At 69.7% G+C, this 17,694-nt stretch carries 15 protein-coding genes; 11 read left to right on the top strand and 4 right to left on the bottom strand.

Going from position 1 to position 17,694, the window contains the following annotated elements:
- Positions 1-6 precede the first annotated feature (6 nt).
- The 3 genes from cydC (at position 7) to JHY01_RS23180 (ending at position 4,409) form a co-directional block, all read left to right on the top strand.
- Positions 7-1,701: a thiol reductant ABC exporter subunit CydC gene (gene cydC, locus JHY01_RS23190; RefSeq protein ID WP_205328084.1), complete on the top strand. Its 1,695-nt coding sequence runs from the start codon at positions 7-9 to the stop codon at positions 1,699-1,701.
- Between the two features lie 112 nt (positions 1,702-1,813).
- A complete protein-coding gene (locus JHY01_RS23185) occupies positions 1,814-2,455 on the top strand; it encodes a 2'-5' RNA ligase family protein (RefSeq protein WP_205328083.1) in 642 nt (213 codons plus the stop codon).
- Between the two features lie 325 nt (positions 2,456-2,780).
- Entirely contained in the window at positions 2,781-4,409 is a 1,629-nt protein-coding gene (locus JHY01_RS23180; protein WP_205328082.1) for a stealth family protein, read from the top strand.
- Positions 4,410-4,526: 117 nt separating this feature from the next.
- Here JHY01_RS23180 and JHY01_RS23175 read toward each other — a convergent pair whose 3' ends face one another.
- Positions 4,527-6,566 carry a M3 family metallopeptidase gene (locus JHY01_RS23175; protein ID WP_205328081.1) on the bottom strand — a complete coding sequence of 680 codons (2,040 nt, stop codon included), beginning with the start codon at positions 6,564-6,566 and terminating at the stop codon, positions 4,527-4,529.
- Between the two features lie 226 nt (positions 6,567-6,792).
- On the opposite strand from JHY01_RS23175, the gene JHY01_RS23170 reads away from it, so the two are divergent.
- Entirely contained in the window at positions 6,793-7,701 is a 909-nt protein-coding gene (locus JHY01_RS23170) for a metallophosphoesterase (RefSeq protein WP_205328080.1), read from the top strand.
- Here the strand turns inward: JHY01_RS23170 and JHY01_RS23165 are convergent.
- Positions 7,683-7,940 (bottom strand): hypothetical protein, encoded by a 258-nt coding sequence (locus JHY01_RS23165; protein WP_205328079.1) that lies wholly within the window; start codon positions 7,938-7,940, stop codon positions 7,683-7,685. The genes JHY01_RS23170 and JHY01_RS23165 overlap by 19 nt on opposite strands.
- Before the next feature lie 425 nt (positions 7,941-8,365).
- Between JHY01_RS23165 and JHY01_RS23160 the strand changes: the two genes are divergently transcribed.
- The 3 genes from JHY01_RS23160 (at position 8,366) to JHY01_RS23150 (ending at position 11,529) form a co-directional block, all read left to right on the top strand.
- Positions 8,366-9,604, top strand: a complete 1,239-nt coding sequence (locus tag JHY01_RS23160) for a helix-turn-helix domain-containing protein (RefSeq protein ID WP_307814546.1) — start codon at positions 8,366-8,368, stop codon at positions 9,602-9,604.
- 316 nt (positions 9,605-9,920) lie between these two features.
- Complete coding sequence (locus JHY01_RS23155; protein ID WP_205328078.1) at positions 9,921-10,745, top strand: Nif3-like dinuclear metal center hexameric protein; 825 nt, start codon at positions 9,921-9,923, stop codon at positions 10,743-10,745.
- Between the two features lies 1 nt (position 10,746).
- On the top strand, positions 10,747-11,529 hold the full coding sequence (locus tag JHY01_RS23150) for a zinc ribbon domain-containing protein (RefSeq protein ID WP_205328077.1): 783 nt from the start codon (positions 10,747-10,749) through the stop codon (positions 11,527-11,529).
- Positions 11,530-11,669: 140 nt separating this feature from the next.
- On the opposite strand, the gene trpD is transcribed toward JHY01_RS23150, so the two are convergent.
- Positions 11,670-12,731 (bottom strand): anthranilate phosphoribosyltransferase, encoded by a 1,062-nt coding sequence (gene trpD, locus JHY01_RS23145; protein ID WP_205328076.1) that lies wholly within the window; start codon positions 12,729-12,731, stop codon positions 11,670-11,672.
- Positions 12,732-12,754: 23 nt separating this feature from the next.
- Positions 12,755-13,114, bottom strand: coding sequence for a hypothetical protein (locus JHY01_RS23140; protein ID WP_240193164.1), 360 nt, complete (start codon positions 13,112-13,114; stop codon positions 12,755-12,757).
- 264 nt (positions 13,115-13,378) lie between these two features.
- On the opposite strand from JHY01_RS23140, the gene JHY01_RS23135 reads away from it, so the two are divergent.
- The 4 genes from JHY01_RS23135 (at position 13,379) to JHY01_RS23120 (ending at position 17,676) form a co-directional block, all read left to right on the top strand.
- Positions 13,379-13,993 carry a heme-copper oxidase subunit III gene (locus JHY01_RS23135; RefSeq protein WP_374199581.1) on the top strand — a complete coding sequence of 205 codons (615 nt, stop codon included), beginning with the start codon at positions 13,379-13,381 and terminating at the stop codon, positions 13,991-13,993.
- A 178-nt stretch (positions 13,994-14,171) separates the two neighbouring features.
- Entirely contained in the window at positions 14,172-14,981 is an 810-nt protein-coding gene (locus JHY01_RS23130) for a c-type cytochrome (protein WP_205328074.1), read from the top strand.
- Positions 14,978-16,093 carry a ubiquinol-cytochrome c reductase iron-sulfur subunit gene (locus tag JHY01_RS23125; protein ID WP_205328073.1) on the top strand — a complete coding sequence of 372 codons (1,116 nt, stop codon included), beginning with the start codon at positions 14,978-14,980 and terminating at the stop codon, positions 16,091-16,093. The genes JHY01_RS23130 and JHY01_RS23125 overlap by 4 nt, the downstream gene beginning before the upstream one ends.
- Entirely contained in the window at positions 16,090-17,676 is a 1,587-nt protein-coding gene (locus JHY01_RS23120) for a ubiquinol-cytochrome c reductase cytochrome b subunit (protein ID WP_205328072.1), read from the top strand. Before JHY01_RS23125 ends, JHY01_RS23120 begins: the two co-directional genes overlap by 4 nt.
- Positions 17,677-17,694: the final 18 nt, after the last annotated feature.

Genomic DNA, 17,694 nt, shown 5'->3' with positions numbered 1-17,694 from the left:
CGTCCAATGGTGAAGCTGCGCAACACGATCGCCCTGAGGCTCGGCCTCGGCGCGACCCTCGGCGCCCTCGCGCAGGTCAGCGCGCTGGCGCTGCTGGCCGTCTCCGGCTACCTCATCTCGCGCGCCTGGGAGCAGCCGCCGATCCTGTACCTGATGGTCGCGATCACCTCGGTGCGGCTGTTCGGCATCAGCCGCGGCGTGCTCCGCTACACCGAACGCCTCGTCTCGCACGACGCGGCCTTCCGGGGCCTGGAGCGGCTGCGGATCGCCGTGTGGCGCAAGCTCGTCCGACTCGCGCCCGCCGGAGTCCCGGTGTGGCGCACCGGTGACCTCCAGGCACGGCTCGTCGACGACGTGGACGGCGTGGGGGACCGGTGGCTGCGCGGCGCGCTGCCGCTCGCTTCGGCGGTCATCGTCTCCGTCTGCGCGGTCGCCCTCCAGACGACGCTCCTGCCCGCCGCCGGAATCATCCTGGGCGCCTGCCTGCTCGCCGCAGCGCTCGTCGGCCCCGCGCTCGCCACCTGGTCCTCCCGGTACGCGGTGCGCGCCACCGCCCGCGAACGGGGCGACCTCACCGAAGGCGTCCGCGCCTGCCTGCACGGCCGCGAAGAACTCGTCGCCGCCGGCACCGACACCGCCGCACTCGAACGGGTCCTGGAAGGCGACGACCGGCTCCGCCGCGCTCACGCCCGCATCGCCTGGACCACGGGCCTCGGCGAAGCCGCCGGGCTCCTCGCCCTCGCCTTCGCGCTCGTCGGCGCACTCGCCGCGGGCATTGCGGCCGTCGCCGCCGGGACCCTCGACGGGGTCCTCCTCGCCGTCGTCGCGCTCGTCCCGCTGGCCGCGTTCGAATCCGTGCTCGCACTGCCCGCCGCCGCCCAGCAGACCGCCGTCGCCAAGGCCTGCGGCCGCCGCCTCCTCGAGATCACCCAGGCACCGGAGCCGCGCCCCGACCCGGTCGAACCCATGGAGTACGAACCCAACCCGCTCGGCGGGCCGCCCTTCATCGAGATCAAGCGCCTCGCCGTCACCTGGCCCGGCGCCGAGTCGCCCGCACTGCACGGCTTCGACCTCACCGTGCAGCCCGGCGAGCGCGTCGCCGTCATGGGCCCGTCCGGCTCCGGCAAGTCCACGCTCGCCGCCGCCCTCATGGGCTTCCTGCCCTACGAGGGCAGCCTGCGCTTCGGCGGCGTCGAACTCGCCGAGTACGACGGCGACGACATCCGCCGCACCGTCGGCCTGTGCTCTCAGGACGCCCACGTCTTCGACACCACGCTCGCCGAGAACCTGCGCCTCGCCCGGCCCTCCGCCGCCGACGAGGACCTCGCCCGCGCCCTCCGCTGGGCCGGCCTCCGCGACTGGCTCGACGCCCTCCCCGACGGCCTCCGGACCCGCCTCGGCGAGCACGGCCGCGCCGTCTCAGGGGGCGAGCGCGGCCGCATCGCCCTCGCCCGCTGCCTTCTCGCCGACCGCGAAGTGCTCGTCCTCGACGAACCCGACGCGCATCTGGACGCCGCCACCGCCGAACGCGTACTCCGTACCGCCGCCGCGGCTCTTGAAGGAAAGACCACCATCGTGATCACCCACCGGCCGCTCCCCGACGGCATCGTCGACCGCGTCGTGCACCTGCGGGCCCCGGTGCCGACTCCCCGACGTGACGCGCCGGACAACCGACTTTTCAGCGTGGCTCCCCCTGGGTAGACTCCCGGAACGGTGCCACCGGGACGCGCACGTAGTGCCGGTGGAAACGACCGACGGCGGCGCCCGCCCGGGCTCCCGCCGCACTTGAACGCGCTAAGGCATTGATGCAGCCGTGAACACATCTGCACCCGGAACCGGACCCGAAGCCCCCGACTCGGGGCAGCGCTGGCCCGAGGGGTGGACCAAACTCCACGTGTACCTGACCGATCTCGACCAGGTCAAGGCCGTCGCCGAGTCCTACCGCGGGGTCATCGACCGGGCCGAGGGCGACCGGCACGTCCCGCTCGAATGGCTCCACGCCACCGTCGCCTCCGTCGAATGCGACGCCGCGGCGATCGACGACGCGACCCGCGAGAAGCTCATCCACCGCCTCCGCGAGAAGACCGCCCAGATCAAGGCCTTCCCGCTCACCATCGGCCCGGCGCTCGCCGCGACCGGCGCGATCATGCTCGACACTTTCCCCGACACCGCGTTCCGGAGCCTCGTGAACGCCTGTGTGGACGCCGTGAACGAGATCGTCGAAGGCGACTACGGCCGCCCCTGCGGCGGACCCGGGCACGTTTCGCTGTCCTACCGCTCCGCCGGCGTCGACGCCGACCCGCGCCGCGGCGCCATCCAGAACAAGCTTCGCGACGTTCGCCCGGGTAGGACTGAGATCACGGTCAGTGGAGTGGATCTCGTCCGAGTCATCCAATCCGAGGACGCCGCCACGTACACCTGGGAACACATAGCGCGAATCCCCTTGGGGGAGTAGGCAACTCAATCTGTGAACGGGCGTCGCCTCAGGCGGCGCCCGTTGCGGTTGACGTCCCCGACGCGAATCTGACACGATGCTGTCACCGGCCTGTGGCCTACTGTTGGTAGCAGTGTCAATGTCCGGCCACGTGGCGTTCAGGCGTGGTCAGCGACGACCTGCCCGCGCCCGCCGGTCCCAAGCCCCGGTCCACCCCGGAACGGCGAAAGCCGTGAGTGTCAGGAGGTGTCGATTGTTCGCAGACAATGACCGTCGCATCGCAACCCGAGCGGCAGAACGCATCCCCCCGCTTCACGAAGCGGTGGAACTCACCGACCCCCGGCCCATGGAACCGCACAGCGCGCCGGCGCGACCGAGCGCCAAGGCCCGCACCGAAGTCACCGAACCGTACGGCTACTTCTCCGACCTCACCGCCGCCCATCTCCTCCACCAGGGCGAGATCCGCCCGGCCTACACGCTCGCCGAACCCACGCCGCTCGAAGTCTGGCGCCGCAACCTCGAGATCGTCACCGCGATCCTCACCGCCGCCGGCATCGACTCCTTCGCCGTGCCCGGCTTCAGCCTGACCAGGCCGGTGCTCGCCGTCAGCGCCGCCGACCGCCAGCGCGTCCTCACCGCCCTCGCCATGCTCTGCGACTCCACCGGCGGGCGCCTCGCCGCGCCCGAACCGGCCTTCCGCGAATCCGAGCTCGGCCTCGACCGTCCCCAGTGGGCCCGCCGCGCCGACATGGGCGACGTGCCGATGGTCCGCGCCTCCTGGCTCTGGACCGACGCCCTCCGCGAACTCCTCTTCGGCGCCGACTACGGCTGCGACGTCGAGTTCTGGACGCCCACCGACGACGGACACCTCTTGGCCCCCAGGCACAACCGCATCTGTCCCGTCGTCCGCGACGACGGCGCCCGGGTCACCGCCCCCGGGCGCCTCTTCACGGCGCTGGCGGCCGGGCCGCGCGCGGGCATGCCGCACGTGTCGACCCGCCCGGAGTTCTCGCGCCCCGGACTCGACTTGGTGGACTTCCCGATCGACGTGGTCTACACGTGGGTGGACGGCGCGGACCACGCGTGGCTGCGCCGCCGCGCCGAGGCCGACCAGTCGCCCTACCACGCCGAGTCGGCGAACGCGGCCCGCTTCCACGACCGCGAGGAGCTGCGGTTCTCGCTGCGGTCCCTGCACTTGAACGCGCCGTGGGTGCGCCACGTGTACCTGGTGACCGACCGGCAGCGCCCGCACTGGCTCGACGCGGACGCCCCGGGGATCACCGTGGTGGACCACCGCGACCTTTTCGACGACCCGGACTGCCTGCCCACCTTCAATTCGCACGCGATCGAGACGCAGCTGCACCGGATCGAGGGGCTCTCGGAGCACTTCCTGTACTTCAACGACGACATGTTCGTCGGGAAGCCGCTCGACCCGCGCCTGTTCTTCGAGCCGAGCGGGATCGCGCGGTTCTTCCCGGCGCAGACGTTCATCGGGATGGACCCGGTGAGCACGGCCGACTCGCCGCCGAACGCGGCGTTCAAGAACGACCGGGCGCTCCTGGAACGGGCCTTCGGGCGGACCATCTCGCGGATGATGAAGCACGTGCCGTACCCGCTGCAGCGCAGCGTGCTCGCCGAGGTCGAGAAGGAGTTCGCGGAGGACCTGACGCGCACGGCCCGCAGCGCGTTCCGGAACGTCACCGACGTCTCGACGGTGACCCTGCAGCACTACTACGCGTCCTTCACCGGCCGCGCGGTGCCGGGCGAGGCCCAGGACGCGTACGTGGAGCTGGGGATGCCCGACGTGGCCGAGCGGTTGGAGCTGCTGCTGGAGCGGCGCGACCGGGACACGTTCTGCATCAACGACGCAGGGCTCCCCGAGGACCTGGCGGACGAGCGCTCGGCGATGATGCGGCGCTTCCTCGAGTCGTACTTCCCGGTGCCCTCGCCGTGGGAGAAGGCGATGGCGCTGTAGGGACTCGGACGCTCCTCGCGGAACGGGTCGTGTCGGACCCCGCGCGAGCGTCGACAACCGAGCCCGGATATGCGATCGGGCCCGGAGCCGTTGCTCCGGGCCCGATCCGCGTCTCGCCTATTTCAGTCCGCGGCGTTCCAGCAGCGGGTCGATCTCGGCGTCGCGGCCGCGGAAGCGGCGGTAGGACTCCATCGGGTCGATCGAACCGCCCTTGCTGAGCAGGGTGGCGCGGAAGTGGTCGCCGTTCTCGCGGGTGAGGCCGCCGTTCTCCTTGAACCACTCCACCGTGTCGGCGTCGAGGATCTCCGACCAGATGTACGAGTAGTACCCGGCGGCGTAGCCGATCGAGATGTGCGCGAAGTAGCCCGAGCGGTAGCGCGGCGCGATCTCGGGCATGTAGATCCCGGCGTCCTCGAGGGCCTTGCGCTCGAAGGCCTCCACGACCGCGTGCGCGTCGCCGCCGCCGTCCGGCACCTCCTCGGGGGTGAGCCGGTGCCAGGCCTGGTCGAGCAGCGCCGCGCCGAGGTACTCGGTGGACGCGAAGCCCTCGCCGAACTTCCCGGCGGCCTTCCACTGCGCGATCAACTCGGCGGGGGCGGGCTCGCCGGTCTCATGGTGGCGCGCGTAGTGCTGGACGACCTCCGGCCAGTCCTCCCACATCTCGTTGACCTGCGACGGGTACTCGACGAAGTCGCGCGGCGTCGAGGTCATCGAGGTCTTCGGGTAGCGGCACGCCGAGAGCAGTCCGTGGAGGGCGTGCCCGAACTCGTGGAACAGGGTCGTCACGTTGTCGACCGTGACGAGCGCGGGCTGCCCCTCAGGGGGCTTGACGACGTTGAGGTTGTTGACCACCACCGGCTTGTCGCCCGTGAGGTCGGACTGGACGACGAGCGGGTTCATCCACGCGCCGCCCTTCTTCGAGTCGCGCGTGAAGAAGTCGCCCACGAACAGGCCCAGCGGCTCGCCGTCGTCGAAGACCTCCCACACCGTGGCCTCGGGGTGGTACCCGGCCAGGTCCTCCCGCTTCTCGAAGGTGAGGCCGAACTCCTGCTCCGCGGCGTAGAAGACGCCGTCGACGAGCACGCGCTCGAGTTCGAGGTACGGCTTGAGCGCTTCGGCGTCGAAGCCGTACTTGGCCTGGCGCACCTGCTTGGCGTAGAACGACCAGTCCCACGCGGCGAGCTGGAAGCCGCCGCCGTCGCCGTCGATCACGGCCTGGAGCTCGGCCGCCTCGCGGCGGGCGTTGCGCACCGACGCCTCGGCGAGCCCGGCGAGGCGCTCGCCGATGATCCCGGCGTTCCCGGCGGTCTGGTCCGCGGCGATGTACGCGGCGAAGTGCTCGAAGCCGAGCAGCCGCGCCTTCTCGGCGCGCAGGCGCACCATCCGCAGCAGCGTCTCGGCGTTCCCGGCGCCGCGCCCGATCGTGGCCTTGTACAGCCGCTCCCGCAGCCCCCGGTCCTTCAGGTCCTCCAAGAGCGGGTGGCGCGAGAAGTTCGACTGCGTGATGAGCCAGCCGTCGAGGCCGCGCTCCTTGGCGGCGGCCTCGGCGGCGCCGATCTGGTCCTCGCCGAGCCCGTCGAGCTCGGCGCGGTCGGTGACGTGCACGGCCGCGTCGTTGATGTCGTTGAGGATCTGCTGGTTGAACTTGGAGGCGAGCTCGGCCAGCTCGGTGTTGATCGCCGAGAGCCGCTCCTTGCCGGCCGCGTCGAGGGCGGCGCCGCCGCGCACGAACTCGGTCCGGTACCGCTCCAGCAGCCGCTCGTCCTGCTCGTCGAGGCCCAGCCGCTCGCGCTGCTCCCAGAGCGCCTCGATGCGCGCGAACAGCGCCGCGTTGAGCAGGATCTTGTCCGCGTGCGCGGCGAGCTTGGGGCTGATCTCGGACTCGATCGCGTTCAGGCCGTCGTCGGTGTCCGAGGACAGCTTGTTGAAGAACACCAGGGAGACCCGCTTGAGCGTGCCGAGACCGGACCGCTCCAGCGCCACGACCGTGTTCGCGAAGGTCGGCTCCTCGGTGTTCGTGGCGATCGCGTCGACGGCCTTGAGCTGCTCGGCCATGCCCTGCTCGAACGCGGGCAGGTAGTGCTCGGTCGCGACCGCCGCGAACGGCGGGAGCTGGTAGGGAAGGTCAGAGGGGGACAGGAACGGGTTCTCGGTCACGGAGGCTCCTCGCTGCGTTCGGACCGGCGCTGGCGACAGCGGCGGGCGGCGGCCCGCGGGCGGACGCGCCCACGGTCCGGCGGATAGTGGCGGTGGCCGAATCCTATTCCGGGCCCTTGCCGGTCGGCAAGCGCAATGCGGGTTGCGGCCCGCGGACGGTGCGGCCGGAGAAGACGGCGGCCCACAACTTCACCGCCAGGGTCCGCGCCGCATTAATATCGAGCCCATGTCTGAAACCAGTCCGCTGTTCGTGGCCAGCGACATCCATGGCCATTACGACGCGCTCGTCGAGTCGCTGCGAGATCGCGGACTGGTGGACGAGAAGGCGAAATGGACGGGCGGCGACGCTCGCCTGTGGATTCTCGGCGACCTGTTCGACCGCGGCGAGGAGGGTGTGGCCGTCGTGCGGCTGCTGCGCGGACTCGCCGGGCAGGCCGCGGCCGAGGGCGGGCACGTGGACACGCTCATCGGCAACCACGAGGTGCTGCTGCTCGGCTCGCGCCGCTTCGGCGCCGCGTCCTTCACCGACGTCGACGGCCACGACCGCCAGTTCCTGCACTGGTGGGTCCTCAACGGCGGCTTCGAGGACGAGCTCGGCGACCTCACCGACGACGAGGTGAAGTGGCTCGAGACCCGGCGCGTGCTCCACGTCGCGGGCGACGCCCTCCTCGTGCACGCCGACACCGAGTCGTACCTCGGCTACGGCCGCAGCGAGGAGGCCGTGAACTCGGCCGTCCGCACGATCATGGCCGGCGACGAGCCGGAGGAGTGGTGGCAGCTGTTCCGGGAGCTGACCCGCCGCCACGAGTTCATGGGCCCCGACGGTCCCGCGCGGGTGCGGGGGATGCTCCGCTCGTTCGGCGGCGAGGAACTCGTGCACGGCCACTCGACGATCCCCGACACGACCGAGCTGGAGCCGGGCCAGGTCACACAGGCCCGCCGCTACTGCGACGGACTGGTGCTCAACGTCGACGGCGGCGTCTACCAGGGCGGCAAGTGCCTGGTGGTCCGCCTCGGCTTATCTGAACGGCGATGCGGCGGCCGCCTGGTGGAGCGGCCGCCGCTGTCCGTGCGCCGGGCCTTTCGGGGGAGCGCGGTGCCGGCAGCGGGCCGCGCTCAGTCGTCGCCCTGCTGACCGAGGAAGGCGACGGTGGTGACCGGCGGCGCCGAGGCGGTCCGGCCGCTGCGCGACTCCACCCAGAGGGTCGCGGTCAGCGCCGCGGCGACGCCCATCGTCGCCCACCCGGCGAGTGGCGAGAACGCGATCGCGTAGCCCAGCGCGGATGCCGCCGCGGTGGCGATGGCGGCCGTCAAGAAGGCCCTGCGGAAGGCGCGTCGATGTTCGCGACGCGCGACGACTCGGTTGTGTCTCATATCTGACACAACGATCCAGGCTCTTGAATCGACACGTTGCATGTGCAGATTTCCCGCGAACGGGCGACCGAAACCCGGCATAACCCCTGATAACCGGCTATCCGCCGCCGCGGCCGAGCAACACTGTAAGCGGCTTCAAGCACAGCGTGATATTGGCAGCTGGCGGCCGTTGTGCCGGAAGGGAAAAGACGGTAAACAGTTCATGTCGGAACGCCAAGGCGACAAACTCCCGGAGTCACCGAAGGGCTGCGCCCCAAAGGACACCGGACCCGTGCGGGTCAAGACAACCGAGCACAGCTGACAACCGCCGGCGCCCCGACGAGGCGGCCGTGACTCATGGCCGGAGGAACGGCCGCCGCAACCGAACACCGCACGACGCAACCTGTATCCGCAAACCAACTCCTATATAGACGGTGGGGTCTGACATGGAGTCCGAAACGCAACCGATGGGACGGCGCGTCGCCTATTGGCGACAACGCCGAGGCATGTCCCAGCAGGTCTTCGCCGATCGCATCGGCAAGTCCAAGAGCTGGGTCGACAAGATCGAACGCGGCGTCCGCCGCCTCGACAAGTACTCGGTCATCACCGAACTCGCCGAAGCCCTCAGCATCGACGCCGGGCAGCTGCTCGGCCGCGAACCCAAACGGCGCCCCGGCCTCGGCGGCTGCCTCGACCAGGTCGAAGTCGAATCCATCCGCCAATCCCTCGAACGCTACGAACGCCTCGGCCGCTTCCTCGAAGCCGCCCCGATCGAATCCACCCCGATCCCCGAACTCCGCGGATCGGTCAACTACTGCTGGCTCGCCTTCGAGAAAGGCCACTACCCCGTCGTCGCCCGCTCGCTCATCCAACTCCTGCGCGACACGCCCGTCGCCGAGGACCGGCCCGTCGGCGGCAGCAGCGCCGACGCCGCCGAACTCATGACGCAGGTGTACCAGATCGCCTCCACGGTCCTGCGCAAACTCGGCGAGGCCCAACTCGCCTGGCTCGCCGCCGACCGCGCCATCTCAGCCGCCAACCGCGGCAACGACCCGCTCCTCGCCGGCATCGCCACCACCCGAGTCGCCAACGCGCTCAGAGCACTCGGACGCCACCAGGCCGCGCTCGACCTCAACGTCCAAGTCGCCTACGGCCTCATCTCCGAGACCGGCGGCGAGACCTCCAGTCCCGCCGAGATCAGCGTCTACGGCGCGCTCCTCCTCCAAGGCGCCATGGCCGCCGCCCTCGCCGGTGACGGCACCACCAGCGGCGACCTGCTCGACAGCGCCTCCCGCGCCGCCAACATCCTCGGCCGCGACGCCAACTACTACTACACGTCCTTCGGGCCGACCAACGTCATGCTCCACCGCGCCGCCGCGTTCGTCGAACTCGGCGAAGGCGGCGACGCCCTCGCCGTCCACGACCGCATCCCGCCGGCCGCGCTGGCCGACCTCGTGGCCGAGCGGCGCGCGCACCACCACCTCGACATGACGCGCGCATGCGTCCAGGTGGGGGACATGGAACGGGCCAGTCGCCACCTCGTGACGGCCGACCGCCACGCCCCGGCCGAGGTGCGCTGCCGCCCGGTCGCGATCGAGCTCATCGACCAGATCCTGCACCGCACCAAAGGCGAACCCGCCCAAGACCTGCGCCGACTCGCCGAGGAGGTCGGCGCCCTGAACTGAGGGGCCTCCATCGGCTGCACCGGCAAGCCGCGAGCCGCATTCACGGCGCGGAAGCCTCGTCGAGGGCGACGGTGCCCGGAGCCACGCTGCTCGAGCTCCGGGCACCGCCTCAGGGCCTGGCCTGTCCGGCGGATCCGGGCGGCCGCCATCCGGCCCAGTGGCCCGCCGTACCGCGTCGTCGGCCCTCCCGATACAACACCGGTATCGGGAGGGCCCTCCGCGGTCTCGGCGACGCCTGCGAGCCGGTGAGCGAGCGAGCGAACGGACTCGGATACCGCCGCTGCCGGATCCGCCGGACAGGCCCTAAACTGCAAAGATGCGCACGCTCAGCGAGATCACCGCTGTACTCGACGACCTGTACCCGCGCCGCTGGGCCGAGGAGTGGGACCGGGTCGGACTCGTCTGCGGCCGCGGCGGCAACTCCGTCCGCAGGATCCTCTGCGTCGTGGACGTCCTGCCCGCCACCGTCATCGAGGCCATCGAGAACGACTGCGACCTCATCGTCGCCCACCACCCCCTCCTGCTGCGCGGCGTCTCCAGCCTCGACCCCGCCGGCGACTACAAGGGCGACCTCGTCCACACCCTCATCGAATCCGGCATGGGCCTCTACGTCGCCCACACCAACGCCGACGTCGCGAACCCGGGCGTCTCCGACGCCCTCGCCGACCGGCTCGGCCTCGTCGACCTCAGGCCCCTGCGACCGCTCACGGACGCCGAGCACCACGGCTCCGGCCGCGGCATCGGCCGCATCGGGCGCCTCCCCGCACCGCTCACCCTCGGCGCGCTCCTGGAACGCGCCGCGAAAACCCTCCCGCCCACCGTCAGCGGCGTCCGCGCCGCGGGCGACCCCGACCGGCAGATCAGCACCGTCGCCGTCTGCGGCGGCGCCGGCGACTCCTACCTCGCCGACGCGGCCGCGGCGGGCGCGAACGCCTACCTGACCGCCGATCTCCGCCACCATCCCGCCAGCGAGCACCTCGCCCGGAGCGGCCCGGCACTCATCGACGCCGCCCACTGGGCCACCGAGCGACCGTGGCTCGATATCGTTGCCGAGCAACTGTCCCGTCTGGTCGACGACGTCCTCGTCTCCGACCTCGACACCGACCCGTGGACCATCCACCAGAAAACCGGGGTGAACTAGGTTGAAAGCCGACCTTTTCGATCAGCGCCGACTGCTCGAACTCCAGGCGGTCGACACCCAGCTCACCCAGCTGGGCCAGCGCCGCAAGAAACTCGACGCCGACCCGGCCTACGCCACGGCCGTCCAGCGCCAGCGCGCCCTCGCCGACAAGGCCGCGAACCTCACGGGCGATCTCGCCGACCTCGACCGCGACATCGAACGCGTCGAACGCGAAGTCGAGCTCGTCACCAAGCGCGCCGACAACGACCGCGCCCGCATGGCCTCAGGCGCCGCCACCGCGAAGGAGCTCGAAGGGCTGCAGAGCGAACTCGAGTCCCTCGCCCGCCGCCAGGGCACCCTCGAAGACGACCAGCTCGAGCTCATGGAACGCCGCGAAGGACTCGAAGCCGAACTCACCGACGTCCGCCGCCAGGTCGAGGAGTCGCGCCAGGTCCTCGCCGACGCCGAGGCCGACCGCGGCCGACAGCTCGGCGAGATCGACACCGAGACGGCCGACGCGACCTCCACACGCGAAGCGCTCGTCATCAACATCCCCGACCGACTCGTGGAGCTCTACGAGCGCATCCACGCGAAGCAGCCCATCGCCGCCGCCGAACTCGTCGGCCGCCGCTGCGGCTCCTGCCGGCTCGAGAAGTCCCCGGCCGACATGATCCCGATCAAGTCGGCCCCCGTCGACGAGGTCATCCGCTGCGAGGAATGCGGCTGCGTCCTCATCAGAACCGAACTGCCGCAATCGAAACCGACCTCGCTCCCCTCCGAGGACGAGCTCAAGAAGTACACGTGACACGGACACGCGAAAGGGCGGGAGGCACAATGCGCCTCCCGCCCTTGACGTTTCATATACGACCGACATAAGCGATATGTCCGTGACATCGACACTTCAAAGCCCCTGCGAACCACACGCGCAGCGGCAGCCCGCTCGCATCAATTCCTGCTGAACTCGGCCCAGCGCTCGACCAGCTCGGTCGCCTTGCCGTCGTCGATCGCCTTCGCCGCCAACAGCAGGTTCGACTCCAGCAGGCCCTTGCGAGTCTTCACATCATGCAGATCGACACCGTCGATCAGGCCCTGCCGCGACGCCAGGGCCGCCGCCGCGTTGATGAGCACCGCGTCCCGCACCGGCCGGTTCCCGCCCGCGAACACCTCGCGCGCCACCGCCGTGTTGAACTCGATGTCGCCGCCCCGCAGCGCCTCCGGCCCGGCCTGCACCAGACCGAACTCCTCGATGTCGATCGAACCCTGCGAGACCCGCCCGCCCGACACGACCCACTCCGAGGTCGTCGCCGAAGTCGAGATCTCGTCCAGACCGTCGTCGCCGCGCACCACGAACACCGAAGCGCCCCGCGCCGCGAACACCTGCGCCATCAGCGGCGCCTTCACCGGGTCCGCGCAGCCGATCAGACCCGCCGCCGGCTGCCCCGGATTCGTCAGCGGCCCGAGCAGGTTGAACACCGTCGGAATACCCAGCGCGGCCCGCACCGGCCCCGCGTGCCGCATCCCGGGGTGGAACGTCCGCGCGAAGCAGAACCCGATCCCGATCTCCCGCACCGACGCCTCGACCCGCTCCGCCGTGGCCTCCAGATCGACGCCCAACGCCTCCAGCAGATCCGCCGAACCCACGCTCGACGAAGCCGAGCGGTTCCCGTGCTTGATCACCGGCACACCCGACGCCGCGGCCACGATCGCCGCCATCGTCGAGATGTTCACCGAGTTCGAACCGTCGCCGCCGGTCCCCACGATGTCCACCGCGACACCCAGGTCGGACAGGTCCAGACGCGTCGTCTCCGCCAGCATCCGGCCCGCGATCGCCCCGATCTCCTCCGGCGTCTCACCCTTTGAACGCAGCAGCACCGCGAACGCCGCCAGCTGCGCCGGATCGGCGTTGCCCGCCATGATCTGGGCCATCGCCCAGTCCGCGCTGGCCTCATCGAGGTGGTCGCCGTTCGAAAGGCGGCCGAGAACGTCAGGCCAGGTCGCACTAGACATAAGGACTCCTGAGAAGGGAGAGGTCAGGCGGCGCGCTGCGCCGGCGCCACGCCTTCTGCGCGGCTGACCAGCAAGTCTACAACCGTTTGCCCGGTTGTCACGGGGTTGAGGGGGTGCATGAGCACCGCATCCGCCCGCGACCAGGCCGCCAGCCACCGGTCCGCGGCCCGCGCCACCACGACGGCCAGCGTCGGCGGCTCGTCGAACTCGTCCCGCAGCTGCCGGGCGATCCCCAGCCCGCCCGCGGGCTGCGCCTCGCCGTCGAGCAGCACCAGATCCACGGCGTACCTGTCGATCAGCGACACCGCCTCGTCGTACTCGCCCGCGACGGCGAACTCGATCCTCACCCCCTCCACCGGCTCCTCGCCGATCGCCGAGCGCATCTGCTCGATGACCGCGGGTCGATGGCTGTACAGCAGGACCGCGTACTCAGACGTTGAGGTAGTCACGCCTCGCATATTAAACCGGCCACACTGAAATGGGAAGACCGGCGCGGCCACTTCCCGCGAATCGAGTGCCCACATTGGCCGAACCTCGAATGACCTGGGCACACGTTGTGAGAAGCCTGGGAGCTTACCGCCGGGCAACACGCGCGAAAAACACACCCCATGCGCAGCTTGGGCCCGCCGGACCGTAATAATGTGCGCGTGACTGCCGCCGAAGCAACTATCGACCCCAGCCGTATCCACTCACTGACGCGGCCCAACGTCGTCAGTGTCGGCACCATCGTGTGGTTGAGCAGCGAACTGATGTTCTTTGCGGGCCTGTTCGCGATGTACTTCTCCATCCAGGCCGCCGCCCCCGGGATGTTCGAGGAGGGCTACCACCACCTCGAGATCCCCTACGCGCTGGTGTTCACCGTGATCCTCGTGGCCTCGTCGGTCACCTGCCAGCTGGGCGTCTTCGCCGCCGAGCAGGGCGACGTCTACAAACTGCGGTTGTGGTTCGCGGTCACGTTCGTGATGGGACTCGTCTTCGTCCTCGGCCAGGTGAACGAGTACCGGAACCTGGTCACCGAAGGCCACTCCATCTCCGCCGACGGCTACTGGACCATGTTCTACCTGACGACCGGCTTCCACGGTCTCCACGTGACCGGCGGCCTCGTCGCCTTCATCGTCTACCTCATCCGGACGACGATGGGGCGCTTCAACCCCGCCCAGGCCACCGCGTCCATCGTGGTGTCCTACTACTGGCACTTCGTCGACGTGGTCTGGATCGCGCTCTTCGCCGTGATCTACTTCCTTCCGATGGCCCAGTACTGACACAACACCACGGCCGGTTCGCCTGTGAACTGACCCGAAGCAAGTCAGGCCCCGGCCCCGCGCCGGAGCCGCATCCGAGAAATGCGACGGCCGCCGCCCGGAGGCGGCCGCCGGCCGAACCGGGACCGCACAGGGCCCTGTCCGGTCCGAGAGCTAGATAAAAGGTGAGGCAACAACCGTGGCTGCATCAGCGAAACGCCGGCGAGGCTGGCGCAAGCGCCTCGGCGCGCTGGCCAGGTTCACCGGCGCACTGGTCATCGTCGGAGGGCTCTACTCGGCGTTCTCCCCGAGCCTGTACGCCCAGGAGTCCGAGGCCAACGCGATCGACTCCGAGGCCGTCAAGGGCCAGGAACTCTACGACACCAGCTGCATCACCTGCCACGGCGATAACGGCGAAGGCGTCGAAGGGCGCGGACCGAGCCTCATCGGCGTCGGCTCCGCGGCCGTCGAGTTCCAGGTGAACACCGGCCGCATGCCGATGGCCGCGCAGGGCGCGCAGGCCCCCCGCACGGACTACCCGGTCTTCACCGAAGAAGAGGCCGCGTGGCTCGGGGCCTACATCGAGTACCTCGGCGGCGGCGCCGGCACCCCCGACGACCTCGACGCGATGGTCGAAGAGGCCGATGTGGCCGAGGGCGGCGAGCTCTACCGCGTCAACTGCTCCTCCTGCCACGGCTACGCCGGCGGCGGCGGCGCACTCTCCTCCGGCGCGCACGCGCCCTCGCTCGAGGGCGTCAGCAACGAGGAGATCTACCAGGCGATGCTCACCGGCCCGCAGAACATGCCGGTCTTCGCCGACAACGAGCTCACCCCCGAGCAGAAGGCCGAGCTCATCGCCTACGTCCAGTACCTCGTGAACGAGGACAGGGACCCGGGCGGGGTGTTCACTCTCGGCCGTTTCGGACCGGCCACCGAAGGACTGGCCATCTTCCTGGTCGGCATGACCGCGCTCCTGCTGACCACGCTCTGGATTGCAGGTAAATCGTGAGTGCCCACAACGACAGCAACCCGCCCGAACCGGTGGACCTGAGCAACCCGAAGCTCAGCCGCTTCGAGGTCTACAAAGAGGGCCTGCGTCGCGACGACATCGAGATCATTCACTACGAGCCGCGCTTCGCGAAGCCGGGGACCAAAGCCGAGAAGCGCATGGAGCGCATCGTCAGCGGCCTGTTCCTGTTCTCCGGCCTCTTCGCGACGGCGTTCGTGGCGGCCTACATCTGGTGGCCCTGGGAGTACGAGGGCGCTGCCTCTTGGCGCGACCTCCAGACCTGGTACACCCCGGTGCTCGGCACCACGCTCGGACTCTCGCTGCTGTTCTTCGCCGTCGGCGTGCTCACCTGGGCGAAGAAGCTGCTCCCGGTCGAGGAGCTGGTGCAGGACCGCCACGACGGCGGCTCGACTTCGGACGACCGTAAGATCGCCGAGGCGACCGTCGACAACATGGTCGAGGACATGGGCCTCAAGCGCCGGCCGTTCCTGGTGAAGGCCGCCCTCCTGGGTGCCGCCCCGCTCGGCCTGGCCGCGATCGCCCCGCTGGGCGCGCTCATCAAGGACCCGGGCGACATGCTCACCGTCACCGGCTGGAACGCCGAGAAGAACAACAACGGCGAGCCGGTCCGCTTCATGATGAAGGACGGCGCCCTGGTCCGCCCGGACATGGTCTCGGTCGGCGGTCAGATCACCGTCTACCCGGCCATCGACCACGGCGCGACCAACCAGTTCCCGACCTCGCCGGTCCTGCTCATCCACCTGCGGGACGCCGACGCTGAAGTCCTGCGCGGCAACCTGTACCCGATGTACCAGGACGTCGAGGCCCTGTGGGGCAACTTCGTGGCCTACTCGAAGATCTGCACCCACGTCGGCTGCCCGACCAGCCTCTACGAGCAGCAGAGCCAGCGCCTGCTGTGCCCGTGCCACCAGTCCCAGTTCAACGTGGTGGACAACGCCGCTCCCGTCTTCGGACCGGCCACCCGGCACCTGCCGATGCTGCCGTTCACCGTCGACGAGGAAGGCTTCTTCATCGCGAAGTCGGACTTCCTGGTGCCCCCGGGGCCGGCGTTCTGGAACCGCCCGTCCCTCCCCGAGGAGGATGAGAAGTGAAACGCCGCAAAGGCACGAGTGACAGCTTGCTGACCAAGGCAGGCGGCGAGCTCGACGACCGCTTCAAGCTCGCCCTGCCGGCCAGAATCCTGTTCAACAAGGTCTTCCCGGACCACTGGTCCTTCCTCCTGGGCGAGATCGCACTGTTCTCGTTCATCCTGCTGCTGCTCTCGGGCACGTTCCTGGCGCTGTTCTTCGAGCCTTCGATGGTCGAGGTGACCTACAACGGCGCGTACGTGCCGCTGCAGGGCGTCGAGATGTCGCAGGCCTACGCCTCGGCCCTGGACCTCTCGTTCGAGGTGCGCGGCGGCCTGTTCATGCGCCAGATGCACCACTGGTCGACCCTGCTGTTCATGGCGTCGATCCTGGTCCACATGCTCCGGATCTTCTTCACCGGCGCGTTCCGCGCGCCGCGCGAGACGAACTGGATGATCGGCATCGTGCTGTTCTGGCTCGGCTTCTTCGAGGGCTTCTTCGGCTACTCGCTGCCGGACGACGGCCTCTCCGGCACCGGTCTGCGCATCATGGAGGGCATGACCGAGTCGATCCCGTTCATCGGTCCCTGGGCCTCGGCGGCGCTGTTCGGCGGCCAGTTCCCCGGTACCAGCGTCATCTCGATGCTCTACATCATCCACGTGTTCGTGTTCCCGCTGCTGATCCTGGCGCTGATCACGGTCCACATCGGTCTCGTGTTCGCGCAGAAGCACACGCAGTGGCCCGGCCCGGGCCGCACCGAGCACAACGTGGTGGGCTTCCGGATGTTCCCGAACTATGTCATGAAGCAGGTCGGCTTCATGCTGTTCATCTGGGGCGTCCTCGGGGCGATGGCGGGCCTGTTCCAGATCAACCCGATCTGGCTCTTCGGCCCCTACGAGGTCTCGGTCGTCTCCTCGGCCTCGCAGCCCGACTTCTACGTCATGTACCTGGACGGCCTGATCCGCCTGTTCCCCGCGTGGGAACTGCGCATCCCGCCGTACTTCACGCTGCCGCCGGTGTTCTGGCCGGGCATCGTGGGCATGGGCCTCTCCGTCATGCTGCCGCTGCTGTACCCGGCGCTGGAGCGGCGGTTCACGAAGGACCGCGGGCACCACAACCTGCTGCAGCGTCCGCGCGACAACGCGGGCCGCACCAGCCTGGGCGTCATGGTCGTGGTCTTCTGGATCATCGGCGTGATCTCCGGCGGCAACGACGTGTTCGCCGAGAAGTTCGACATCAGCCTGAACGCCATGACCTGGGCGGGTCGCATCGGGCTCGTGGTCCTGCCGATCATCGCGTACTACGTGACGTACCGGATCTGCCTGGGTCTGCAGCAGCATGACCGCGAGGTCCTCGCGCACGGCCTGGAGACGGGCATCCTGATGCGCGACCCGAACGGCCGCTTCTACGAGGTGCACCAGCCGCTGGCCGAGCCGGACGAGCACGGCCACACCGAGCTGGAGTACAACGGCTGGGTGGTGCCGAAGAAGATGAACCGCATCGGCGCGCTGCCGCCCGCTGACAAGGGCTTCTTCAAGTCGATCGAGGAGCCGTCCGAGGACGGCCGCGCCGAGCGGCGCGACGAGATCGAGTCGGGCAAGCACTAAGCGAGTAGTGAAGCGGGG

Origin of the sequence: Glycomyces sp. YM15, from assembly GCF_016918015.1 — a bacterium.
Lineage (GTDB): Bacteria > Actinomycetota > Actinomycetes > Mycobacteriales > Micromonosporaceae > Glycomyces.
This window is presented reverse-complemented; position numbering and strand designations above follow the sequence as displayed.